Origin of the sequence: Parendozoicomonas verongulae, assembly GCF_009711465.1 — a bacterium.
In the GTDB taxonomy this organism is placed as follows: domain Bacteria; phylum Pseudomonadota; class Gammaproteobacteria; order Pseudomonadales; family Endozoicomonadaceae; genus Sansalvadorimonas; species Sansalvadorimonas verongulae.
Genome location: NZ_SMME01000818.1, coordinates 1 through 24,952, shown reverse-complemented (window position 1 = coordinate 24,952; position 24,952 = coordinate 1). Strand labels below are relative to the sequence as shown.

Sequence of the window (24,952 nt, the reverse complement as noted above, 5' to 3'; positions counted from 1 at the left end):
TTTTTATGTACAGATTTCGTGTTTCGGGTGTAGCAGCTCGTCCCAGTTCTTCATAAATAATAGCGAAACTTCTAGCACTACCGCTTTGTTCGCAAAGCACCATTATTTTTGAAATACAGGTGACATAATGTCTGCTACTACCGGCACAGTTAAGTGGTTCTCTGACGAGAAAGGTTTCGGTTTCATTGCTCAGGAAAGTGGTCCTGACGTATTCGCACATTTCCGTCAGATCAAAGGCGAAGGCTTCCGTACTCTGGTTGAAGGCCAGCAAGTACGCTTCACCGTAACTCAGGGCCAGAAAGGTCCTCAGGCTGAAGAAATCGAAGTTATCTAACTTCGGCTTTTTTAAAGCACAAAAGGCGATCATCTTTCGATGATCGCCTTTTTTTGTGCGCTCGATATGGCGCGTGGCGCCCTGACCGATGCTGTTCCAATACGTTCCGGTAAGACACCCGACTCTTCCAGCCCCTTGTCTGCTGCTCGTGGTTGCAGACGTAGTTGATTTTTAAGCCCACCATTGTAGTTTGGCCTTTACTCTTCTGATGCTGCTCACGCTTTTTCGAGATTAATACCTGCCCTGGTCGTTTGACCTTCAGTCTTCCTATTTTCTGCCTTTTAAAGCTGTCTGAGCCTTCTGTGCTATAGACGACTGTAGATTTTCATCACTATTTGCATTTAGTACCGGTAATTAATATTACCGGTACTAAATATGTTTGTTGCTTATGGAAATGAAACCTTAAATACTGGTATTATAATACTGGTATTCAAGGTTTTATAAATTTAGGTTTTAAGGGTTTTATGCAAGATTCACAACGTCGTACTCTGATTTTTAGTGTTTTGGATGATATGAAGAGTGCAGGAGAGAAGGTCACTGCACAGAAACTGGCGACACAGGCCAAAATGGGCAAACAGACCGTATTACCCTATTACCGGGAATGGCAGGAGCTGGAAATTCTGGGAGAGGATGACGGTATTGAACTGTCTGGAGATCTGGTGAGAGTTCTGAAGCGGGAGATCGGCAAAGAGAAGTTTCGCCAGGGAGAACAGGCTCGGATCATTCAGGATCAACTGGATGAAGAACGCGACCATTACGCAGCCCAGTCGGAAATATGGAGACAACAACTGGATGAGTTAAAGTCACAGCTGGAGAGCGAAACTCAGGCTAAACAACACTTGGAAGAACAGTGTGAAGTTCTGCAAAAACAAAACAGGGAATGGGAGCAGAAACTCACCAGCATCTCCGAACGTTTTGAACATCAATCCCAGCAACTCCAGCAGCTTGAAGAAAAGCTCACTCAAGAAGCGAAGCGATCTGAGCAGGCGCTGGCTGAGCAAGAGCGCCGACTGGATGAATCCCACACCAAGATCATTGACCACTGGCTAAAGGTTATTGATGAAGAACGCCGTGAGAAGGCACGCCTTCTGAAGGCCTCAGAAAAAGACAGCGCAGCACTTGCAACTGCAGAGAAGGAAAAAGTTCAGCTGGAGTCTTTGCTGGCAAATCGTGGCAGAGCCTATGATCTGGCTCTGGAAGACATTGAAGCCTTCAAACAAAGAGAGGAGGTAGCCAAGTACAAGGTGGACACCCTTGAACGCCTGCAAAAAAATCTTGGAGATGATGTAGAAGCCCGCATTGCTGAACTCCTCAACGCGCAAGACGAGCTCAAGAATAGAATCGCTGAAAACAACAAGTTAGTAGAACAGCTTGACTCACTGGCAACAGCGAAAGAGAGCAATGCAGTACTGGAAAAAGAAAACCGTCAGCTGTCTGAGCAGGTCATTCGTCTGGAGGCTCGCATGGAGGGCATTCAGCTGGCTGGAGCGCTGAGCAAGAAGAGTCAGTGATACAAAAACGCTCTAAAAAAACGGCGACTGATTTTTCAATCAGTCGCCGCTTTCTATGCAGCAAGCAGATCTAAAGCATAAAGACTTACGAAATTTCTTTATCTGCCAGATAGAACCAGGTTTCCAGGACACTGTCAGGGTTCAGGGAAACAGTATCAATCCCTTGCTCCATCAGCCATTTAGCCAGATCCGGATGGTCAGAAGGGCCCTGACCACAGATGCCAATATACTTTCCAGCCTTACGACACGCCTGGATCGCCATAGCCAACAATGCTTTAACAGCCTCGTTTCGCTCATCAAACAGGTGGGCGATAATGCCGGAGTCGCGATCCAGACCAAGCGTCAGCTGGGTCATATCGTTAGAGCCAATGGAGAAACCATCAAAGTACTCAAGGAAAGACTCGGCCAGCAGAGCGTTAGCGGGGAGTTCGCACATCATGATCAGACGCAGACCATTCTCGCCACGGCGCAGCCCATTTTCCGCCAGCAGCTCGGAGACCTGTTTGGCTTCTCCGACTGTCCGCACAAATGGAACCATGAGCTCAATATTGGTCAGCCCCATATCATCGCGCACTCTGCGCATGGCTCGGCATTCCAACTCAAAACAGTCACGGAAACCTTCAGATATATAACGAGAGGCACCACGGAAACCCAGCATGGGGTTTTCTTCTTCCGGTTCATAGAGCTTACCGCCGATCAGGTTGGCATACTCGTTAGACTTAAAGTCGGAGAGTCGCACAATCACTTTGGCTGGGTAGAATGCCGCAGCAATGGTGGATACACCTTCAACCAGTTTATCAACGTAGAAGTCTACAGGACTCTTATATCCCGCAATGCGCTTATCGACAGTTCCTTGCAAATCTGCTGGCAAACTGTCGTAGTTCAACAGCGCCTTAGGGTGTACACCAATCATTCGATTGATGATGAACTCCAGGCGAGCCAGACCAACACCATTATGAGGGATGCTGGCAAAATCGAAAGCACGATCGGGATTGCCCACATTCATCATCAGCTTGAAGGGCAGCTCTGGCATGGAGTCAACGGAGTTACTGTGAACATCAAAGTCCAGCAAACCCTCATAAATCAGGCCAGTGTCACCTTCGGCACAGGACACGGTAACAGGCATTCCATCTTTCAGACGTTGAGTTGCATCACCGCAACCAACAACTGCAGGAATGCCCAGCTCGCGAGCAATGATAGCCGCATGGCAGGTGCGACCACCGCGATTAGTTACAATCGCAGAAGCCCGCTTCATAATAGGCTCCCAGTCCGGGTCAGTCATATCTGTGACCAACACATCCCCGGCTTTTACACGGTCCATTTCGGTAATATCGTGAATGATTTTCACGCTGCCGCTACCGATTTTCTGCCCTATACTGCGACCTTCGGCCAGCACCTGGCCCTTTTCATTCAGCAGGTAGCGTTCTATAACACCGGCACTGCGGCTCTTAACAGTCTCGGGGCGAGCCTGGACAATATACAGCTTGCCATCGTCACCATCTTTCGCCCACTCAATATCCATGGGACGCTTGTAATGCTCTTCAATAATCAGGGCCTGACGAGCCAGTTCTTCCACCTCTGCATCAGTAATGGAGAACTGGCGGCGCTCTGCCTCACTCACTTCCAGGGTCTGAACGGAGCGACCAGCTGAAGAATCATTGGTGTAAGTCATCTTCAAAGCCTTACTACCCAGATTTCTGCGCAGTACGGCAGGGCAGCTGGCTTTCAGGGTGGGCTTGTGAACGTAGAACTCATCAGGATTTACAGCACCCTGAACAACGGTTTCACCCAGACCATAGGACGAGGTGATAAAGACAGCATCACGGAAACCGGACTCCGTATCCAGAGTAAACATAACACCAGATGAGGCGGTTTCACTGCGCACCATTTTTTGAATGCCGGCAGACAGCGCCACTTCACGATGGTCAAAACCCTGATGCACGCGGTAAGCGATGGCGCGATCATTAAAAAGGGAGGCAAACACTTCTTTGATGGCGACAAGCACATTGTCGTAACCGCGAATATTCAGGAAGGTTTCCTGCTGTCCGGCAAAGGAAGCATCTGGCAAATCTTCTGCGGTAGCAGAGGAGCGAACGGCAACGGAGAGGCTACCATTGCCACCCTGCAGAACTTCCCAGCTGGATTTAATGGCTTCTTCTAATTCGGGCTGGAAAGGCTCATCCACAACCCACTGCCGAATTTTCTTACCTGCCTCAGCCAGAGCACGAACATCATCAACATTCAGAGTATCCAGCAGTGTGTGGATGCGTTCATCCAGGCCACTCTTTTCCAGAAAATCACGATAGGCTTGAGCGGTTGTAGCGAACCCCCCGGGAACAGACACACCGGCACCGGAGAGGTTACTGATCATCTCGCCAAGAGAGGCATTTTTACCGCCAACTATCTCAACGTCACCCGCACCAAGCTTTTCAAGACCAAGCACATAGGTTTCCAACAGATACCCCCTAAAGAAAACAGCCTAAAACAATATTGGGTTGCAGACGCGCACATTTGCCCATAATACAGAGAATGCCAAATGATCCCTGCGTCTGCTGACAGAAAAAATCCCAGACGATGTACGGCAAAACCTCAAACCGGGAAACAACAATACTGGTTTTACCGTATTCATAACAGAGCCATAAGTGAATACCGGTTATCTATAGCATTTATAACTCTTCTTTGCTTTTTGTCAGGTGTGTATGCGATGCGTACTATACGTGTCGAAAGCACAGGAAAAAACACACAACCTGTGAGATTAAGTGTATTTACCTAGGTCAAGGTGCAGATTTCGATCATGAATGAACAAAAAAGAACCACCTCTGTTTTTTTTGTCTCCGATGGAACCGGAATAACCGCCGAATCTTTTGGACAGAGCCTCCTGGCCCAGTTCGAACATATCGAATTTGAAAAAGTAACTCTGCCCTACATTGACACCCTCGAAAAAGCGCAAGAGGTTGTTGGGGAGATTACCCGGGTCAGCCAGCAGGGTGGGCCACAGCCCTTATTATTCAGCACCATTATTGATGAAGCCATTGCGGATATGATTCGCTCTGCACCTGCTTATCATGCAGATATTTTTGATACCTACATGCCTTCTCTGGAGCGTCAGCTCAATGCTCATGCTTCTCATCAGGTAGGTAAGAAACGTTCCATTCATGGAGCTGCACACAAATACAACCAGCGTATTGATGCTGTCCATTTCGCCATAGAAAATGATGATGGTGCCAAAACACGCTTTTATGATGATGCCGACATCATTATTGTGGGGGTATCCCGATGTGGCAAAACACCAACTTGCCTTTATATGGGGTTGCAGTTCGGCATTCAGGCGGCCAATTACCCAATTACCGAAGATGACCTGGATATGATGCGTTTACCCAAGGTGCTCAAGCCCCATAAGAGTAAGCTCTTTGGATTGACTATCAGCCCTGAGCGCCTTGCAGCCATCCGCCATGAGCGCCGTCCAAACAGCCGTTATGCTTCTCCACGCCAATGTGCTCTGGAGCTGGAAGAAGTGGCCCAGATGTTTCAGCAGAACAATATTCCGTTCCTTGATACCACTCATTACTCCGTTGAAGAGATATCTACTCGTGTTATTGCTCAAGCAGGTATAGAGAGAAGAGTAAAATAGATGCAGGGCGTACGCATAACCTGTTGATTTATAATCATTCTGTCTATATTATTCGCATCGTCCCTGGCGAGTTAGCAAAGCGGTTATGCAGTGGACTGCAACTCCATTTAGACCGGTTCGACTCCGGTACTCGCCTCCAAATTTAAAAAGATCAGCAATGGCTGGTCTTTTTTTTTGACTAAAATAAAGCCCCACACACCCTCTCTTTATCGTCATTCAAATATAAGAAATTGCCACCCTATAGTCTTTAGCTAGACTGAACTGGCATAAACAACGACTTAACATGGATTTCAATTGTCGAATAAGTCCACACTCGTCTCCCTCAGTGGTTATAGTAAAGTCCTGAGATTTCTTTTGCCTTCCCTGTTGGGGGTTTGCCTGTTTCTGATTCCCATCGACAGCCCGAGGGGACCAACGGTATTGATCGGTTTGATTGGCTATTCAATACTGGAAGTTGTTCAACAATGGTTGCCATATGTTGTGACGGCCACCTTGTCACTTTCTGCTTTGGGGTCTCTTGTCTCACGAGTGTTAGAGCCTGCATTTATTCACAACAACAAACTTTTACGCTCCTTACTGGACACATCACTGTTCTGGATTTGTGTGAGAATTATTGCTGCGGTGATCGCTATTATGACCCTGGGTAAAATTGGCCCGGAATGGTTATGGGGGACAGAGACGGGAGCCGTTGTTCTATACGATCTGCTTAGCGTACTGTTTATCTTCTTTCTTCTGGCGGGGCTGTTTCTACCGTTTCTGCTGGATTATGGGCTGGTTGAACTGGTGGGTGTCTTTCTACACAGAATTCTTAAGCCCCTTTATAAAATTCCGGGAAACAGTGGCGTGGATATTATCGCATCGCTTCTCGGAGATGGCACAGTAGGCACTCTGATAACGGCAAGGCAGTATGAAAATGGCTATTACACCGCCCGTGAAGCTGCTGTAATAGCATCAACTTTCTCTATCGTCTCTATTTCCTTTTGCGTAGTTGTAGTGAACTTTGTGGGTCTGTCCCACATGTTTCCATACTTTTATCTCACTGTGATTACAACCTGCCTGATCATTGCACTGATTCTTCCAAGAATCTGGCCTTTGAGATCTATTCCCGATACCTATCATCACGGTGCCAGTTACACTTCAGAAGCCGACCCATTGAATGCCCCCCGGGGCCTGTTCAAGGGCTTTCTGATGGCTGTCAATAAAGCGGAAAAGGCACCCAGCCTTAGCCTTATCTTAAAAAAAGGGCTGACTAACGCTTTGGACATTTGGTTTGTCTTTATGCCAATCATTATGACCATTGCCACACTTGGGTTAATTATTGGTCAGGAAACCAGCCTCTTTTACTGGCTTGGGGCCCCAGTCGTTCCGATTTTAGAGTTATTCGGTCTTCCCGAAGCTGAAAAAGCAGCACCGGCCGTTCTCCTTGGCTTTGCAGACATGTTCCTGCCCGCTGCATTTTGCGCCAAGATAGAAAGTGAAATAACCCGCTTCGTGATCAGCGCACTCTCCATTGCCCAGCTCATCTATATGTCGGAAGTCGGAGTGCTGATTATGCGCTCTGCAATACCACTTAACTTCCTCCAACTGCTGACCCTGTTCCTTATTCGTACAGCCCTTGCGCTGCCTATTATTGTGCTTTTTGCCAAATATTACTTTGGTTAATGACTTTTAGTAACATTTCGACACGCCCTCGATTCGGAACCTTCAGAGCTCTTTACGACTCATAGGAAGCACCATTCTCCCAGGTCAAGGTGCTGCCTGTGAAACGCTTTCTCAATAGCCTTTTCGCTCTGACTGCTCTATCTCTCCTCTGCGCTGGAAGTTCGGCAGACGTCATCTGGAATAAGTGCATAATCCCAGAAAATATCTATGTCACCAAACACGACAGTAAGGTGGACTTCGCCAAAATGAAGGCCAGTATTGATGAACTGGACAGGCAAACCTCCAAATACAACATGAGCATGCGTAACTACCCTGGCGTTTGGGGTTGGGTAAGTGATTGGGGCTACGATACCTGGGATGTCGCCAAGGAGCGCCTGCTTTACAATCACAGCTCCCCAAGAATGTCTTTCTTTGCCATTGTTGTGGATCCTCACAAAAAAAATATTTCTCTTATGATTACCAGTGAGCACCAGAATGAGAAATTTCACTGGATTGGTGACAATCAGGTGTTCATTGATGGAAAAACCAACCGTTATGCAGATTTCCGCTGCAGCGGCTCAGGCCTTTACTTACAGTGGAAAGGGCGTGATCTTCTGGCCAGCAATGAGTTTTTTGATTCGGCAATCGGGTCCTTGTCGGCCAGATTGGAAAACTACACCAACAAGGATACCGGACAGGATTTTTACTTCCTTCGGGTTGCGACGTTAGAGAATGATTACCCTTACACGGGAGTGTATGATGCAGGAGTCAGAGCCTATAAATCCTGGTGGAATAAAGCCACATCCTATCCCCATAACCGCCATTACCGTTACGATCCACGGGACCCTCAGTGCGATCTGAACTCCCCCCACTGTATGATGCCGATGCTGCGTCCAGGTTATGATGTCATTGATCGCACTCAAACCAGTCATGATGTCGCCAAGCTGGCCCATTACGTGTACGAAACGTCATCCCAAAACAGCTACGACGAACATCAACCTGTGAGCATCACAACTATTCGAACGATGTTGAGTAGCCTGCGTACCAGTTTACGCTCCCAGTCTCTGAATTTTTCCCATACAGCTTTTCAGGGTAAGAGTCTCCATGAGTTAATAAATGAGGCTGATGAATCGGTTGCAGCAGGTATGAGTTCAGAGGGTATAGATCAGGATATTCACTACAAAGCTGCCGGTGATCAATTAGTTGAGCTGGAGGCTCTGATCAACAACAACCGGGACATTCTTGACAATACTCAGGATGGTGTTGGCAGTATTGTTGGTGAGGTATATCAATCAAAAGTAGCCATCAACAACATTAACAAAATGGTATCAGCCTTGAACGATGCCCGTATGAGTGCGGCGTTAACCCGTAATAGCGTGAATGAGTCTAAGATCAGAAAAGCCAGAATAGATACTGATATCATCCCCCATGACAAACTGTCAGGTGTCTTCTGTGAGCACTGCTCAGATGATGACAGTGTGCAGGATGAAGATGACTATGACTATGCCGATGATGACTTCGATACCTGTGCAGAGGGTGATGACTCCAGCATGTGCATTCGGGGCGATGAAGGCGAAGAAGAACCTGCTATTGCTACAGAAGAAGAGTTGGGCTGTCAGCTGACCAATGGTGTACAGATTGCCAATTATCGTCCAAGACGCGGTGACAATCGATTTAGTTTTAATACCGGCATCTCTGTCCGTGTTGCTCCGGGCAATACCAAACCTATGGTCTATTTACAATCCACAGAAACACCCTGGCGACGTTTCTTTATATACAATGACCCGAAAGGTGTTGATTATATTATTCCCGAACAGGATGTCTGGTGCCGCGGTGCACTATTTGGGGTTGACCACACCAGCGGCTGGCCCAATACCGGCGTATTAAGAATTACCATTCGAGGCATCTATGACAATGTTCGCCATGAGATGTACGTGGGCAGTGTATGGAGCACATGGAGCCAGAACTGGACTATCTCTTACCTGCTCAGTGCGTACAGTATCATTACTCCCATTGGTGGAACAGTTGGCGCACTTGCAGGAGCAGCAATGACGATTCCTGCGTTAGGGGCTCCTGCTGCCGGCGTACTGGCTTTAACTGCGCTATCCGCCAATGTCCTGATGACTGCTCTGACTCCCTACGCATCAAGGGAGGTAAAATGGAATCACAGCAAAGTCGTCGATGGACTGTTCCTGGATTCCCTGCTGGGGCCCCATTACTCACACGGTACTCTGAATAGCACCTACTACAGCACCTTTGGCACACTGCTGCCTGATGGGAATATTCACTAGCCTCCCAGCAGCCCCTCGTTTCATGGGTAAGAGCGTGTCATAATTTCTCAAGCTTATAGCGGATGCCTGAGAATAATAATGGTGAATATATCAAGGGTGGATTTGAATCTGCTGGTCTACTTGGATACGCTGCTGCGGGAACGGAATGTCACCCGGGCAGCAGACCAGCTGGGCATTACCCAGCCAGCAATGAGTAATGGTCTGCGCCGGTTGCGGGATCTCTTTAACGACCCGCTGCTGGTCAGGACCAGTGATGGCATGACGCCAACAGCAAGAGCCCTTGCACTGCAACCTCTCATCCGCAATGTGCTCTCCGATGTCGAACAGGCCATTCGCCCGCAAACGGATTTTGATGCACTGTCCAGTAAGCGAGTGTTCCGCATCATGGCCAGTGATTATGCGGAATCCACTCTTATTCCCTTATTGCTTCGCCAGCTGCGCAAAGACGCCCCCAATATCACCCTGGATATGCTCACCCCCAGCGATGTGGATTTTCACGATGTGGAGCAGGGCAGGGTAGATATGGCGATCAACCGCTTTGATGATATGCCCCAATCCTTCCACCAGAGCATTATCTGGGAAGATGGTTTCTCCTGCCTGATGAGCAAGAAAAACCTGATACGCCGTAAGTTCACCCTGGAGAATTATCTTCAGGCACGACATATCTGGGTGAGTAAAACCGGTATGGGGGTTGGAGTGGGAGTCAACCCGGAAGATATACAGCGCCTGGGATGGGTGGATGATGCCTTAAACCGCCTCGGACAGAAGAGGCAGATTGCCGTGTTCACTCGTCACTACCATGTGGCCATGCAGCTTTCCCGCCAAAACGATTTGATTGCAACATTGCCCACGAGGGCTGCAAAGCTGATGAGCGATGATCCAGAACTGGTGATTATGCCGCCGCCATTCTTTATCCCGCCTATTGAGCTGAAAATGGCCTGGAGCCCGTTGTTGCAACAGGACTCAGGGCATCGCTGGTTAAGGCGGTTGATTGTGGAACTGGCTCGCAGGCCAGAGCTTAACCCGCGCAGCACGCGGGCAGAGTCCCGTTAGTTGTAACGGATGAGTCCCCAGCTTCTGGCTGGGGCATCCCTGTGGGAAATATCACGCCACCAGATCAAGACACTCCGGATCAATATTCTGATCACAGTAAGCCATGCCCAGTTTATTGAGATACTCCATGCGATCAGCTTTCATCAAATCAATCCCGGGAACAGCCAGGCCAGCTTTATCATACAAACCGGCAATAAAGGCCAGATAGCCTTCACCTTCCTTTACCATCAACAAGCCTGCCGCACCCACATCGGGTCTCACCTTGGCAGCCTGATCTGCAGGCAGATTCACTGCCACCACCACAGGCAGCTCGTCTCCCTCAAAACGAGTGCTGCGCTGACGAATGGTTTGTTGCGCCCAGTAGTAAGCAATCTCTTTGCTTTGGGTCAGAAACACAGGCTCGATGGTTTCGACATAACTGTTACCGATGGTAGCCATGGTCTGTTTCGCCATCTGATTCATGGCCTGATCACCGGAACGCTTTAATCCGTGTTTCTGAATGGAGGGGAGCAAGGCTGATGATGTGCCGTGGTACCAAGTCTTGCCTGTAGCAAAGCCATTAGAACTTAGCAGGCTTGTGGCATCTTGCAGGTAATCCGGGGCAGTGCTCATGGTTATCTCACTCTGTACTGTCTGGGTGATGATTATTGTTAAACACAAAAGGCGACCAGAGGCCGCCTTATTCGAGTTTCACCGGTTGGCAAAGCTCTTCGTTATTGCACAGGTTACCAAAACAGCGGATTAACTGAACTGGTTAGAAGTATTCTTTGCGCCGCCAGCCTTCAGGGCGTTCTCACCAGCAAAGTATTCTTTGTGGTCGTCGCCGATATCGGAACCAGCCATGTTCTGGTGCTTCACGCAGGCGATACCCTGACGGATTTCCTTACGCTGAACACCTTCCACATAACCCAGCATGGCCTTGTCACCGAAATACTCTTTGGCCAGGTTATCAACGGACAGAGCCGTGGTGTGATAAGTGGGCAGAGTGATCAGGTGGTGGAATACGTTCGCTTCGCGGGCTGTATCAGCCTGGAAGGTTTTAACCCGGGCGTCAGCTGCAGCAGACAGTTCAGAATCGTCGTATTCGGCAGACATCAGGTTGCTGCGGTCGTAAGCAGATACGTCTTTGCCTTCCGCTTCCCAGGCATCGAAAGTCTGCTGGCGGAAGTTCAGAGTCCAGTTAAAGGATGGGCTGTTGTTGTAAACCAGCTTCGCATCGGGGTGAACCTTACGAACTTCGTCCATCATGCCCTTGATTTCGTGGACAGTAGGCACAGCCGTTTCGATCCACAGCAGATCAGCGCCCGCATTGATGGCTTCGATACAATCAAATACACAACGCTCATGGCCGGTGCCCTGACGGAACTGGTACAGACCGGAGGGCAGGCGCTTAGGGCGAACCAGCTTGCCGTTACGGCTGATCAGTACATCACCTTCAGCGGTGTCTTCTGGAGACACGTCTTCAACGTCCAGGAAGGAGTTGTAAACATCACCCTGATCACCGGGTTCCTTTACAACAGCGATTTCTTTGGTCAGACCGGCGCCTTCAGAGTCGGTACGGGCTACGATAACACCGTCGTCAACACCCAGCTCCAGGAATGCGTAACGCAGGGCGCGCAGTTTGTTATGAAAATCTGCGTGGGGAACAGTCACTTTACCGTCCTGGTGGCCACACTGCTTCTCGTCTGCCACCTGGTTTTCAATCTGCAGGGCACAGGCACCGGCTTCGATCATCTGCTTGGCCATCAGGTAGGTGGCTTCAGCATTACCGAAGCCTGCGTCAATGTCTGCAACGATGGGCACAACGTGGGTTTCATGGTTGTCGATCTGAGACTGAATCTCTTTCTCTTTCATAGAATCACCCGCTTCACGGGCCGCATCCAGTGCTCGGAACAGGCCACCCAGTTCACGGGCATCGGCTTGACGCAGGAAGGTGTACAGCTCTTCAACCAGGCCGGCAACAGCTGTTTTTTCATGCATGGACTGATCAGGCAGAGGGCCAAAATCGGAACGCAGGGCAGCAACCATCCAGCCAGAAAGATAGAGGTATTTACGCTCAGTGCTACCGAAGTGTTTCTTGATGGAGATTAGTTTCTGCTGCCCCACAAAACCGTGCCAGCAACCCAGAGACTGGGTGTACTTGGTTTTATCCTTGTCGAACTCAGCCATGTCACGACGCATAACAGCAGCAGTATATCTGGCAATATCCAGGCCCGTCTTGAATTTGTTCTGGGCACGCATGCGAGCAACGGATTCAGGATTGATGGTATCCCAGGGTGAGCCTTGTGTGGCCTTGAGGGAAGCAACGGAGTCAATGTCTTGCAGGTAATCTGACATGATCGGTCCTTTGTTTTTATGTAGCAACCGAGCCATCTTTGGTGTTGTCATAAGTGCGATGGTGCGGCCTGCTACGCTGCTTTAACTATGCAGACTGGGAAGCTGCTGCAATAGCTGCTTGAATGCGTTCTGTATCCGAATCGTTATCGCTTCGGTGTGAGCATTCTAAGTAAATGTCACAATTGATTACAATGTCCCTTTTTTATTTCAGGTATTTATCTGATGAATAGTGGCCTTCAACCCATAAGGAGCTCTTCTAATACTGCCATTTCAGGGACTTTCTGAGCATTTTTGCAGCACTGGCCTCTTACTCCTCATTTACTCACTCTTGGCATTATCATCTTTTTCAGGCATTTTTGCGCCGTATACTTATGCTCCCAGGGAGCGAGTGATTACAAAAATTGACAAAGAGCGGCGTCAGCGGTTCGGGTATCACAAACGGGGTAAAACGATGACAGAACGTACACAGTTCGGGTCACTGCAAATCGCCAGTGTGCTTTACGACTTGGTAGAGAAAGAGATTGCACCGGGAACTGGTGTAGAGCCACAGGTTTTCTGGAGCGCCTTTGAAGCCATTGTGAACGATCTGGCACCGGTCAATCGCCAGCTTCTGACTAAGCGTGATGAATTACAGGCTCAGATCGATGCCTGGCACCGGGATAACAAACCTCACAACCCTGCTGCTTACAAAAAGTTTCTTTTGAAAATCGGTTACCTGTTGCCGGAAGTGGCGGACTTTACAATCACAACGAAAAACGTGGACGCCGAAGTCGCAACCATTGCTGGCCCTCAGCTAGTGGTGCCAGTTATGAACGCTCGTTACGCACTGAATGCCGCTAATGCCCGCTGGGGCAGCCTGTACGACGCCCTCTACGGCACCGATGTGATTGACGAAAATGACGGCGCAGAGAAGGGCAAAGGTTACAACCCCAGGCGAGGCGCGAAAGTAATTGCCTATGCCCGTGGCGTACTGAATGAAGCAGCGCCTCTGGCCGGTGGAGATCACAGCAATGCTGTCACTTACTCCGTGAAAGAGAACCAGCTGGCGGTTAAGCTTTCCGACGGTAAAGAAGTCGGGCTGGTCGCTCCGGAAGGCTTCGTCGGCTTCCGTGGTGATGCAGAAAGCCCTGAAGCTATTCTCTTGAAAAACAATGGTTTGCACATTGAAGTTCAAATCGATGCGAACAGCCCTATCGGGAAAGACGACCCCGCCAGTGTAAAAGATTTGCTGGTTGAATCTGCACTCACCGCCATTATGGATTGCGAAGATTCTATCGCTGCCGTTGATGCCGACGACAAGGTTGTTGTATACCGCAACTGGCTTGGCCTGATGAAAGGCGACTTGGAAGAAAACGTAGAGAAGGGCGGTAAGAGTTTTGTGCGTACGCTGAATCCAGATCGTACCTACACAGGTGCTAATGGCGAGACTGTCACCCTCCCAGGGCGCAGCCTGTTGTTCGTACGAAATGTTGGCCACCTGATGACTAATGAAGCCATTCTGGATGGTGAAGGCCGTGAAGTGCCGGAAGGGATTATTGATGGCATGCTGACGTCTTTGATTGCTATCCATGATCTGAAGCGGCAGGGCGTAAACAGCAACTCCCGTCAGGGCAGTGTATATATCGTTAAGCCGAAAATGCACGGCCCAGAAGAAGTGGCCTTTGCCAACACCCTGTTCAACCGTATTGAAGATGCTCTCGGCCTTACCCGCAATACCCTGAAAATAGGCATTATGGATGAGGAGCGTCGCACCACCGTTAACCTGAAAGCCTGTATCGCCGAAGCCAAAGAGCGTGTTGTGTTTATCAATACCGGATTCCTGGATCGCACTGGTGATGAAATCCATACCTCCATGGAAGCCGGTGCCGTTGTGCGCAAGGCACCCATGAAACAGGCGGCATGGATTAAAGCCTACGAAGACTGGAATGTGGATATCGGCCTGGCCGCAGGCCTGAAAGGCCGTGCTCAGATTGGCAAGGGTATGTGGCCCGTGCCTGATAATATGGCAGATATGATGGAAGTCAAAGTGGGGCACCCCATGGCCGGTGCCAATACCGCATGGGTTCCGTCGCCTGTGGCAGCTACTCTTCACGCTCTGCACTATCACAAAATCAGTGTTGTTGCCCGTCAGGAAGAGCTGGCTCAACGGGAGCGCGCCAGTCTGGACGACATTCTCACTTTGCCTTTGCTTGAAGATGCATCATCACTCAGCGCCGAAGATATTCAGAATGAACTGGACAACAACGCCCAGGGTATTCTGGGTTACGTGGTGCGCTGGATTGATCAGGGTGTGGGATGCTCGAAAGTACCAGACATCAATGATGTAGGCCTGATGGAAGACCGTGCCACTCTGCGTATCTCCAGCCAGCATATTGCCAACTGGCTGCGCCATGGCATTTGCAGTGAAGAGCAGGTGGTGGAAACCCTGCAGCGCATGGCCGGTGTTGTGGATCGCCAGAACGCCAATGATCCCCGGTATCGCAATATGGCTCCCAACTTTGATGACAGCGTAGCCTTTCAGGCAGCCTGTGATCTGGTACTGCGGGGAGCAGAGCAGCCCAACGGCTATACCGAGCCGGTATTGCATGCCCGCCGCCGGGAAGCCAAGGCCAAATCAAGTGTATAGGCTACCCGCCCTACGGTAACAACTAACTATCATGTTTGCGGCCCGGTCCTTCTTTATTCCCCAAATAAGGGAGTGAGATGACCGGGCTTTCACATATTAATTGACAGCGCCAGGGAACCAAAACGGCCAAAGACAATCGAATAGGCATTAGGAGAATTTATTTTCAGAGACAATAGCGTAAGAAAAGGAGATCTTAACAATGTATAAGCATACGGTCATCGCACAGGGCATTGCCCTGCTTCTTTCCCTCTTCCCCCTCACTGGCCAGAGCTTTGAAATCCACCAGGGCCTACCTCTGGACGGCCTGAAAGCCATGATCGAGGCTGAATCCGATGTGCAGCAACACACCATTCATACGGAGCCATTGCCCCGGACTTATCATGAAAAAACAATCGAAAGTGGTGGCTGGACGATGACAGAGAGACAATGGATAACCCCGGCTTTTGAAACATCCGATTATTACAATCTGGTTGGGAAGAAAGCTATCAATGACCCCAATCGTCAAAGCTTGCTCTCAGCACTTTCTCCTGCGGTGCAGCACGGGACTCCCGTTGACTTCTCTCCATCGACCATAACCCGCAAAGTCGCCGATGACCAGAACCACTATCTATGCAGTATCACCCAAGAATCTTTTTACCACCGTGAGAAGATTGTTCAGGACGAGCTTGTGAAAAAAGTAGTCTGTGATGATCATCCTGAGTCTCGAATCAAGCAGGCAGAGCAGATGGCAACGCTTATGGTGGAGGGTATTCGTGGCTATGCGGAAGCCTACTGTGAGACGCAGTTTGAATTAACTCCCACAGAAAAGACAACATCCAAGCCTGCCATATTGCAATCGGGTTCCGAGAGAGTGTGTGCTTATTTAGAAGAAGCAAAGAGACATGGCCAGTCACTGAGTGCTGAACTCGTCCATATGGGGAAAAATAATTATTACATAACCCGTATTCGGATGAAGAAGTATGGCGAACTGTGATCAGACAGTGATACCTCTTCATCGAATAAATAGTTTTATTCTGCCATCAAGCCGGGGTCAGACTTTACTGGCCTGCTCCTCGGCATTACCAATATAACTGGCAGGGGTCATAGCTCTAAGAGACGCTTTGGCCTTTTCCGGTATCTCCAGTTGATCTACAAACTCCAGCATGGCATCACGGGTAATAACCTTACCACGGGTGAAGGCTTTCAGCTTTTCGTAGGGTTCGGCAATACCATAGCGACGCATAACGGTTTGCACAGGTTCTGCCAGCACTTCCCAGGCGTTATCAAGGTCTTCTGCTAAACGAGCCGCGTTGGCTTCCAGCTTGCTGATACCTTTCAGGGAGGCTTCATAGGCAATCATGCTGTAAGCCATGCCTACACCCATGTTGCGCAGAACGGTGGAGTCGGTCAGGTCACGCTGCCAGCGGGACACAGGCAGTTTCACCGCCATATGCTCCATCACTGCATTGGCCAGCCCCAGGTTGCCTTCGGAATTTTCAAAGTCGATGGGGTTAACCTTATGAGGCATGGTTGAGGAGCCCACTTCACCAGCAATGGTGCGCTGTTTGAAGTAGCCTACGGAAATGTAAGACCAGATATCACGATCGAAATCAAGCAGGATAGTGTTGAATCGACGTATCACATCAAACAGCTCGGCGATGTAATCGTGTGGCTCAATCTGGATAGTGTAAGGGTTGAAGGTCAGCCCCAGAGATTCAATGAACTCCTGCGCATTCTCTTCCCAGTTGATCTCAGGATAGGTGGCCAGGTGGGCGTTGTAGTTACCTACGGCACCGTTGATCTTACCCAGAAGAGGCACGGCTTTCAGTTGCTCCAACTGACGTTGCAGGCGGTAAGCCACGTTCGCCATTTCCTTACCCAGTGTGGTAGGGGAGGCGGTTTGTCCGTGGGTACGGCTCAGCATAGGAGTGGCGGCGTGTTCGTGAGCCAGGGCGCGAATCGCTTCCATCACTCTGGTCATGGTGGCCAGAACAGTCTCGCGACCTTCCCTGAGCATCAAGCCGTGGGACAGGTTATTGATATCTTCGGAGGTGCAGGCAAAGTGAACGAACTCGAGTGCTTTGGCCAGTTCTTCATGGTCTTTCATCTTGCCTTTGATGAAGTACTCAACCGCTTTGACATCGTGGTTGGTAGTACGCTCAATGGCTTTGACTTCGCTGGCATCTTCAACGGAAAAGTCGGTTACGATAGCGTTCAGAAGAGCGCTGGCTTCCTCACTGAATGTGGGCAGTTCAGGAATTTGCGCGTGCTGGCTCAGGCGTTGCAGCCAGCGAACCTCCACTTCTACACGGGCACGGATCAGGCCGTATTCGCTGAAAATGCCTCTCAGGGCGCTGGTCTTGTTGCCGTAACGGCCGTCGACGGGGGAGATCGCAGTCAGCGATGACAGTTCCATTGGGAAACCCTTGTCAGTATCAATTTCAGAAAGCGCGCGCATCCTACAACATATTTCTCGTTAAATCTGCCCTTTCAACAGGTTGGATGCCTCTCGAAGCATGGATTTACGGGAAAATACCAAATGCCAGCGACGTCCACCAATCTGTCGCCACAGGATGGCTGAACGTAAACCCGCCAGCAGACTCGCACGAATCTTGTTAGCGCTGGCCGGGTTTTGCAGATTGTTGAGGTTTCCAGTCACCTGAACACGAGTCTTGAAAGTGCTGACACTGTCCAGATAAACCCCCGCCAAGCTGGCCATCAGGTTTTCATGAAGGTGATCAAAATGGTTGAGCTGGCCACGGGCGCGGTTAATACCATCACCAATGGTATTCATCATGCCACCATTACCACGGACCTTTCGTTCCAAGTGAATCAGGGTGAGGGCGTAGCGAATGGTGTCGGAGCGCACCACTTCCGGATCACGCTCAAGCAGGCCACGAACCAGCCTTAATCCGGTATGAACGCTTTGAACATCTCCATACACATCCGGAACATCCTTAGGGTTGGTATTAAAAATGCTCTTAATAGCGGTCTCCATGGTATCGGCTGGCGCCTGCCCGGTTTTGGCAACTTTTTCTACCAGACTGCAGGCCTGAAATAGACCCGCCAGAGCAAGTACGCAGTCGGATTCATTATGGGTCACAGCGTTTTACTTTCCTGATTAGGCTGAAAAGCCAGCATTCATGCTGGCCTGTATGTATCTCTGGTAAAGTGCTTACTCTGCCAACTCTTTGTGGCGTTGTTCGATCACACCACCACCCAGACAAATATCGCCATCGTAGAACACCACCGACTGCCCCGGAGTGACTGCACGCTGAGGATCATCGAAAACAACCTGATAGCGGCCATTCTCATCTTTATAAAGAGTGCATCCCTGATCGCTCTGACGGTAGCGTACTTTGGCAGACAGTTTGGCAGGCAACTCTGGCTCATCATTAATCCAGTAGATGGTATCAGTTGACAACGCCTTGGAGAACAGCAGGGGATTATCGTTACCCTGACCTACGATCAGTACATTGCGGTCCAGCTCTTTCTCCAGCACATACCATGGTTCATCGCTAGCGTTCTTCAAGCCACCAATGCCCAGGCCCTGACGCTGGCCGATGGTGTGGTACATAAGGCCGTGGTGTTCACCAATCACTTCACCGGATTCAGTTTCGATAGTGCCGGGCTGAGCTGGAATATACTGTTTGAGAAAGTCACGGAAACGACGTTCACCGATAAAGCAAATGCCGGTGCTGTCTTTTTTGTTGAAGGTGACGAGATCGTGCTTTTCCGCAATAGCCCGTACTTCACTTTTCTCCAGCTCGCCGACAGGGAACAGAGTTCTGGCAATCTGTGCTTCGCCCACCGCATGAAGAAAGTAGCTCTGATCTTTGTTGCTATCCAACCCTTTGCGCATCAGTACCTTTTCACCAGAATCATCACGGCGCACATAATGACCAGTGGCGATCAGGTCGGCACCCAGAGCCATTGCATAGTCAAGGAAAGCTTTGAACTTAATTTCCCGGTTGCAGAGAATATCCGGGTTGGGTGTGCGACCCGCTTTATATTCCTCCAGAAAGTGCTCGAATACATTATCCCAGTATTCTGCAGCAAAGTTCGCCTGATGAAGGTGAATGCCCAGTTTGTCACACACTTTCTGGGCGTCGGCCAGGTCTTCACGGGCCGTACAGTATTCCGTGCCGTCGTCTTCCTCCCAGTTTTTCATAAACAATCCCTCTACCTGATAGCCCTGCTGTTGCAGAAGCAGGGCAGAGACTGAGGAATCCACGCCGCCGGACATGCCGACGATGACACGGGTCTGGGAGTTATCGGTCATAAAATCTCAAGAAAACTCGAATAGGCTTTAAAGTTGCTCTATTTTAAGCAATGTCAAAGGAACGTCCACAAGAATAAACCGCGATAGATGGCCACGAGTCAGTTTACACATATCTGGATTGAATTGTAGTTTTGCAACAAACCGCATTTATTAATAGGGGCTATTGCGGTATCTTTGTATTCCAAAATCAGGCTGCACCCGCTAGCGCCGCTGGAATGTAGCAAAACTACAACAATATTCGACAAGCCGATATCAACCTACTACCCGTGGTGAGAAGTATCGGTCCACATTCCAAATAATGGAGTTAATAATGGGATACCAGAAGATCCAGGTTCCTGCCGATGGTGAAAAAATCACGGTAAACGCTGACCTCTCACTGAATGTTCCCAACAACCCAGTCATCCCTTTTATTGAAGGTGATGGCATTGGTGTTGATGTCACCCCTGCCATGCTCAAAGTTGTTGATGCAGCTGTAGAAAAAGCCTACGGCGGTGAGAAGTCTATCGTTTGGATGGAGGTATACACCGGAGAGAAAGCAACCCACGTTTACGGCCCTGATGAGTGGATGCCTGCCGAAACTCTGGAAGCTCTGAAAGAGTACAGCGTCAGTATCAAAGGGCCTCTGACCACACCTGTTGGCGGGGGCATCCGCTCCCTGAACGTCGCTCTTCGTCAAGAGCTGGATCTCTATGCCTGCATTCGTCCTGTTCGCTGGTTTAAGGGTGTCCCAAGCCCTGTAGTCAGCCCTGAAAAAACCGATATGGTGATATTCCGGGAAAACTCTGAAGATATTTATGCAGGCATTGAGTGGCAGGCTGACAGCACGGAAGCTCAAAAACTGATCACCTTCCTCAAAGAAGAGATGGGTGTGACCAAGATCCGCTTTGATGAAGGCTGCGGTATCGGTATTAAGCCTGTGTCCAAACAAGGTACTCAGCGCCTCGTGCGTAAGGCGATACAGCACGCTATCGACAACGATCTGCCTTCCGTGACCCTGGTTCACAAAGGCAACATCATGAAGTTCACCGAAGGCTCCTTTAAAGACTGGGGCTATGAACTGGCAGCAGAACAGTTTGGTGCCACACCTTTGGATGGTGGCCCGTGGCACACTTTGAAAAACCCGAAGACCGGCAGCGAGATCATCATTAAAGATGTAATTGCCGATGCATTCCTTCAACAGATTCTGATGCGCCCGGCAGAGTACTCCGTTATCGCAACCCTGAACCTGAACGGTGACTATATTTCCGACGCTCTGGCTGCGGAAGTGGGTGGTATCGGCATCGCCCCTGGTGCAAACATTGGTGGAAAGGTTGCTATCTTCGAAGCGACCCACGGTACTGCACCTAAGTACGCTGGTCAGGATAAAGTGAACCCGGGGTCACTGATTCTGTCGGCCGAAATGATGTTGCGCCATATGGGCTGGAACGAAGCCGCCGACCTGATCATTAAGGGTATGGAGGGTGCCATTGAGGCCAAGACTGTGACTTACGATTTCGAGCGTCTGATGGACGATGCTACTTTATTGAAGTGTTCTGAGTTCGGTGATGCAGTTGTGAAGCACATGTAATAACTTCTATCACAGATAAAAAAAGGGAACAGTGTGCGCTGTTCCCTTTTTATTTGTCTGTTTGCATCTCGGTAAAGCATGTACAAGCGGGCGAACCGCAACAATACAGCTTTATGTTTCGGAGATAGCTTCTTGTGTCGCAGGGGTAACGGCTGGGGTTGCAGGTTCGGAACCGTCTTCGGAGAGGATGCCAATATTTATGGCATGAAGACCTTTGGGCCCTTGAATGATGTCGTAGCTGACTTGCTGGCCCGCTTTCAGGGTTTTATACCCATCCATCGTGATGGAAGAGTAATGTACGAAGAGATCTTCACCATTACCTTCTTCACCAGGGAGAATAAACCCATAGCCTTTCGCGTTATTGAACCACTTAACTTTTCCTGTTGGCATCGTTATATCCCTCTTCTACTCCTGATGCTTTCTTTTTTTTAGTGTTATTATTCTTGTCGAACCCCATATCCATGGGTCAGAACTAGTTTTAGATATGTAACTACGAGTGTCAAGCCTCTGTCAAGCATGATACTCAGCTATTACTATTTGACACGAACCATGTGACACTACGTTGACAAGAGCAGGTTAACAATAGAGAAGATGAGTTCCATCGAGCGGATTCGACTATCATCAGAAGGTAAAGATCATCATAGTGAGTATGACGAAGACAGTTCGGTTGCCGTTGCCACGGCAAAACCAAAGCTGAAACCGCCGCCGAAGTACAAAGTCATATTGATGAATGATGACTACACCCCTATGGATTTCGTAGTCGAGATTCTCGAGCAGTTTTTCAGGATGTCCAGGGAACGGGCCACTCAGATAATGCTGTTGGTGCACACCCAGGGGTCGGCGGTCTGTGGCGTTTATACACGGGATATTGCAGAAACCCGTGCCGAGCAGGTCAACCGATACTCGCGGGAACATCAGCATCCTCTGATGTGCAAGGTTCAAAAAGCCACTGATTAAGGCTCCATCGGGTACGAAAATGCTTAATAAAGATCTCGAACAGACGCTCAACAGTGCTTTCCGTGAAGCGCGCAATAAACGCCATGAGTTCATGACCGTAGAGCACCTGCTGCTAGCGCTATTGGATAATGCGTCGGCGGCTGATGTGCTAGAAGCCTGCGGCGCAGATATCCAGCAGCTGCGTGAAGAACTCACCAAATTCATCGATTCAACAACACCCCATATTCCCGCTGGAGACGACGAGAGAGAAACTCAGCCAACACTGGGCTTCCAGCGTGTTCTGCAGCGTGCCGTTTTCCATGTTCAGAGTTCCGGTAAAAAAGAAGTGAATGGTGCCAATGTGCTGGTAGCCATTTTCAGTGAACAGGAAAGTCAGGCCGTTTACTTCCTTAAACAGCAGGAAATTGCCCGTATAGACGTGGTCAACTATATCGCCCACGGCATTTCCAAGGTTCCCGGCCATCAGGGTGCTGAAGGCATTGGCCAAGAACTTGTCGAAGAGAATGCCGACCCTGAAGGGCAGGGTGCACGCCCTCTGGACTCTTACACTCTTAACCTGAATGAGCAAGCTAAGATCGGCAAAATCGATCCGCTGGTTGGCCGTGATCAGGAAGTAGAGCGGGTTTGTCAGATTCTTACTCGTCGCCGTAAGAACAACCCTTTACTGGTTGGTGAAGCGGGTGTTGGTAAAACCGCTATTGCCGAAGGCCTTGCCAAGCGCATTGTTGACGGCGATGTTCCTGAGATTCTGAAAGACTGCATCGTTTATTCCCTCGACCTGGGTGCACTGCTGGCCGGTACAAAATATCGTGGTGACTTCGAGAAGCGTTTCAAACAGCTGCTGTCTGAGCTACGCCGCAAAGAGGGCGCCATCCTCTTTATCGATGAGATTCACACCATTATCGGTGCAGGTGCTGCATCCGGTGGTGTTATGGATGCCTCCAACCTGTTGAAGCCCCTGCTGACCTCCGGGGAGTTGCGCTGCATAGGTTCTACTACTTTCCAGGAATTCCGCGGTATCTTTGAGAAGGATCGTGCACTGGCCCGCCGCTTCCAGAAAGTGGATGTGCAGGAGCCAAATGTAGACGACACCTTCGAAATTCTTATGGGTCTTAAACCCAAATTCGAAGAGCACCACGACATCACCTATGACAGAGAAGCCATGCGCGCGGCGGCTGAGCTGGCTGACCGCTATATAAATGACCGCCATATGCCAGATAAGGCTATTGATGTTATTGACGAAGCCGGCGCCTATCAGCGCCTGCAAACCAAAGAAGACCGTAAAGAGACGATCGGTGTTACGGAAGTGGAAGCCATTGTTTCTAAGATGGCACGTATTCCACCTAAGTCTGTGTCTGCCTCAGATAAAGATCTGCTGGAGAAACTGCCTCGTAACCTGAAGATGACTATCTTCGGGCAGGATGAAGCCGTTACCGCGCTGTCTACAAACATTCGCCTGTCCCGTGCCGGTTTGAAGCCCAGCGAGAAGCCTGTTGGCTGCTTCCTGTTTGCAGGCCCAACCGGTGTTGGTAAAACAGAAGTCTGTAAGCAACTGGCTAAATCCCTTGGTATTGAGCTTGTACGCTTCGATATGTCCGAATACATGGAACGTCACACCGTTTCTCGTTTAATCGGTGCACCTCCAGGCTATGTGGGCTTTGATCAGGGCGGTTTGCTCACTGAGGCGATCAACAAGACTCCACACTGTGTGCTGTTGCTTGATGAGATTGAGAAGGGCCACCCCGATGTATTCAACCTGCTGCTGCAGGTGATGGATCATGGTACTCTCACCGACAACAACGGCCGCAAGGCGGACTTCCGTAACGTCATTCTGATCATGACCACCAACGCCGGTGCAGAGATGATGAACCGCTCATCTATTGGCTTTGTCGAGCAGGATCATCAGACCGACGGCACAGAAGCCATCAAGAAAACGTTTACTCCGGAATTCCGTAACCGTTTGGACTCTGTGATCCAGTTCAATCCGCTCTCTGAAGAAGTTATTGCCAGCGTTGTTGATAAGCAGCTGACGGAACTTCAGGCACAGCTGGACGAACGCAAGGTTCAGATCGAAGTCAACAAGACAGCCCGTGAGTGGCTGGCTAAAAATGGCTACGACAAACTGATGGGCGCACGCCCGATGGCGCGTCTGGTTCAGGATAAGATCAAGAAGTCTCTGGCAGAAGATATTCTGTTCGGTAAGTTAATCAGCGGAGGCTTGGTGAAGATCGGTGTGAAGGGCGGAGACCTGTCTTTCAAGATTGAGCCAACCAAAGAGCCGGCATCAGAAACTGAATAAATCAGTCAATGCAGTATGAAAAAAGCCTGCTTACCAGTAAGGTCAGCAGGCTTTTTTTGTATCCGGCAATTAACGTGCGCGGTATACAATACGAGCCTTGTTCAGGTCGTATGGAGTCAGCTCTACACGCACCTTGTCGCCAGTCAGGATACGGATGTAGTTCTTGCGCATTTTGCCGGAAATATGTGCAGTCACAACGTGACCGTTTTCCAGCTCTACACGGAACATAGTGTTAGGAAGTGTATCAACAACAACACCTTCCATTTCAATGGATTCTTCTTTTGCCATTCGGCATATACCTCGTCAGAACAAACTGTATTGTAACCCCGATAGAATTATTTTTTCAGGCTTACAAGGAAAATTTGGCGAGCATTCTGCCCGAAATTCGCAAAATAGGCAAAGCATGCCGTCAAATAAGTACCCGGACAATTGCTTTCGCATAAT

General features: G+C 49.6%; 19 protein-coding genes and 1 tRNA gene. 12 read left to right on the top strand and 8 right to left on the bottom strand.

All coding sequences use genetic code 11. The features are described from left to right. The first annotated feature begins 127 nt into the window (after window positions 1-127). Both E1189_RS10055 and E1189_RS10050 read left to right on the top strand, forming a co-directional pair. On the top strand, window positions 128-334 hold the full coding sequence (locus E1189_RS10055; protein ID WP_155159944.1) for a cold-shock protein: 207 nt from the start codon (window positions 128-130) through the stop codon (window positions 332-334). A gap of 464 nt (window positions 335-798) precedes the next feature. Beyond that, complete coding sequence (locus E1189_RS10050; protein ID WP_155159943.1) at window positions 799-1,845, top strand: coiled-coil domain-containing protein; 1,047 nt, start codon at window positions 799-801, stop codon at window positions 1,843-1,845. An 85-nt stretch (window positions 1,846-1,930) separates the two neighbouring features. Here the strand turns inward: E1189_RS10050 and ppsA are convergent, their stop codons facing one another. Beyond that, the gene (gene ppsA / locus E1189_RS10045; protein WP_155159942.1) at window positions 1,931-4,300 is read right to left on the bottom strand and encodes a phosphoenolpyruvate synthase; all 2,370 of its coding nucleotides are present in this window, start codon (window positions 4,298-4,300) and stop codon (window positions 1,931-1,933) included. A 339-nt stretch (window positions 4,301-4,639) separates the two neighbouring features. On the opposite strand from ppsA, the gene ppsR reads away from it, so the two are divergent. The 5 genes from ppsR to E1189_RS10020 all read left to right on the top strand — a co-directional run bounded on the left by ppsR (window position 4,640) and on the right by E1189_RS10020 (window position 10,461). Beyond that, window positions 4,640-5,476, top strand: a complete 837-nt coding sequence (gene ppsR / locus E1189_RS10040) for a posphoenolpyruvate synthetase regulatory kinase/phosphorylase PpsR (protein ID WP_155159941.1) — start codon at window positions 4,640-4,642, stop codon at window positions 5,474-5,476. 65 nt (window positions 5,477-5,541) lie between these two features. Continuing rightward, window positions 5,542-5,615 (top strand) — tRNA-Cys (locus E1189_RS10035). A gap of 215 nt (window positions 5,616-5,830) precedes the next feature. After that, window positions 5,831-7,138, top strand: a complete 1,308-nt coding sequence (locus tag E1189_RS10030; protein WP_155159940.1) for a YjiH family protein — start codon at window positions 5,831-5,833, stop codon at window positions 7,136-7,138. A gap of 98 nt (window positions 7,139-7,236) precedes the next feature. Then, window positions 7,237-9,408, top strand: coding sequence for a hypothetical protein (locus E1189_RS10025; protein WP_155159939.1), 2,172 nt, complete (start codon window positions 7,237-7,239; stop codon window positions 9,406-9,408). A gap of 81 nt (window positions 9,409-9,489) precedes the next feature. Next, window positions 9,490-10,461 (top strand): LysR family transcriptional regulator, encoded by a 972-nt coding sequence (locus tag E1189_RS10020; protein ID WP_329601971.1) that lies wholly within the window; start codon window positions 9,490-9,492, stop codon window positions 10,459-10,461. Window positions 10,462-10,512: 51 nt separating this feature from the next. Here the strand turns inward: E1189_RS10020 and E1189_RS10015 are convergent, their stop codons facing one another. Both E1189_RS10015 and E1189_RS10010 read right to left on the bottom strand, forming a co-directional pair. After that, window positions 10,513-11,073, bottom strand: coding sequence for a hypothetical protein (locus E1189_RS10015; protein WP_155159937.1), 561 nt, complete (start codon window positions 11,071-11,073; stop codon window positions 10,513-10,515). A 129-nt stretch (window positions 11,074-11,202) separates the two neighbouring features. Beyond that, window positions 11,203-12,798 (bottom strand): isocitrate lyase, encoded by a 1,596-nt coding sequence (locus tag E1189_RS10010; RefSeq protein WP_155159936.1) that lies wholly within the window; start codon window positions 12,796-12,798, stop codon window positions 11,203-11,205. A 451-nt stretch (window positions 12,799-13,249) separates the two neighbouring features. On the opposite strand from E1189_RS10010, the gene E1189_RS10005 reads away from it, so the two are divergent. Together E1189_RS10005 and E1189_RS10000 are read left to right on the top strand one after the other, a co-directional pair. Then, window positions 13,250-15,424 carry a malate synthase G gene (locus tag E1189_RS10005; RefSeq protein ID WP_155159935.1) on the top strand — a complete coding sequence of 725 codons (2,175 nt, stop codon included), beginning with the start codon at window positions 13,250-13,252 and terminating at the stop codon, window positions 15,422-15,424. 199 nt (window positions 15,425-15,623) lie between these two features. After that, the gene (locus tag E1189_RS10000; RefSeq protein WP_155159934.1) at window positions 15,624-16,397 is read left to right on the top strand and encodes a hypothetical protein; all 774 of its coding nucleotides are present in this window, start codon (window positions 15,624-15,626) and stop codon (window positions 16,395-16,397) included. 57 nt (window positions 16,398-16,454) lie between these two features. Here the strand turns inward: E1189_RS10000 and purB are convergent, their stop codons facing one another. From purB to mnmA, 3 genes are all read right to left on the bottom strand, one after another. Further along, a complete protein-coding gene (gene purB / locus E1189_RS09995; protein ID WP_155159933.1) occupies window positions 16,455-17,819 on the bottom strand; it encodes an adenylosuccinate lyase in 1,365 nt (454 codons plus the stop codon). Between the two features lie 60 nt (window positions 17,820-17,879). Next, window positions 17,880-18,506 carry a high frequency lysogenization protein HflD gene (gene hflD / locus E1189_RS09990; protein WP_329601970.1) on the bottom strand — a complete coding sequence of 209 codons (627 nt, stop codon included), beginning with the start codon at window positions 18,504-18,506 and terminating at the stop codon, window positions 17,880-17,882. Window positions 18,507-18,578: 72 nt separating this feature from the next. Further along, a complete protein-coding gene (gene mnmA / locus E1189_RS09985) occupies window positions 18,579-19,685 on the bottom strand; it encodes a tRNA 2-thiouridine(34) synthase MnmA (RefSeq protein WP_155159932.1) in 1,107 nt (368 codons plus the stop codon). Between the two features lie 310 nt (window positions 19,686-19,995). Here mnmA and icd point away from each other — a divergent pair, with 310 nt between their 5' ends. After that, entirely contained in the window at window positions 19,996-21,252 is a 1,257-nt protein-coding gene (gene icd / locus E1189_RS09980) for an NADP-dependent isocitrate dehydrogenase (protein WP_155159931.1), read from the top strand. A 111-nt stretch (window positions 21,253-21,363) separates the two neighbouring features. Here the strand turns inward: icd and E1189_RS09975 are convergent, their stop codons facing one another. After that, the gene (locus tag E1189_RS09975; RefSeq protein WP_155159930.1) at window positions 21,364-21,642 is read right to left on the bottom strand and encodes a cold shock domain-containing protein; all 279 of its coding nucleotides are present in this window, start codon (window positions 21,640-21,642) and stop codon (window positions 21,364-21,366) included. Between the two features lie 201 nt (window positions 21,643-21,843). Between E1189_RS09975 and clpS the strand changes: the two genes are divergently transcribed. Together clpS and clpA are read left to right on the top strand one after the other, a co-directional pair. Next, window positions 21,844-22,209, top strand: coding sequence for an ATP-dependent Clp protease adapter ClpS (clpS, locus tag E1189_RS09970; protein WP_155159929.1), 366 nt, complete (start codon window positions 21,844-21,846; stop codon window positions 22,207-22,209). A gap of 19 nt (window positions 22,210-22,228) precedes the next feature. Then, entirely contained in the window at window positions 22,229-24,508 is a 2,280-nt protein-coding gene (clpA, locus tag E1189_RS09965) for an ATP-dependent Clp protease ATP-binding subunit ClpA (RefSeq protein ID WP_155159928.1), read from the top strand. A gap of 69 nt (window positions 24,509-24,577) precedes the next feature. Here the strand turns inward: clpA and infA are convergent, their stop codons facing one another. Beyond that, on the bottom strand, window positions 24,578-24,796 hold the full coding sequence (gene infA, locus E1189_RS09960) for a translation initiation factor IF-1 (protein ID WP_155159927.1): 219 nt from the start codon (window positions 24,794-24,796) through the stop codon (window positions 24,578-24,580). Window positions 24,797-24,952 lie beyond the last annotated feature (156 nt).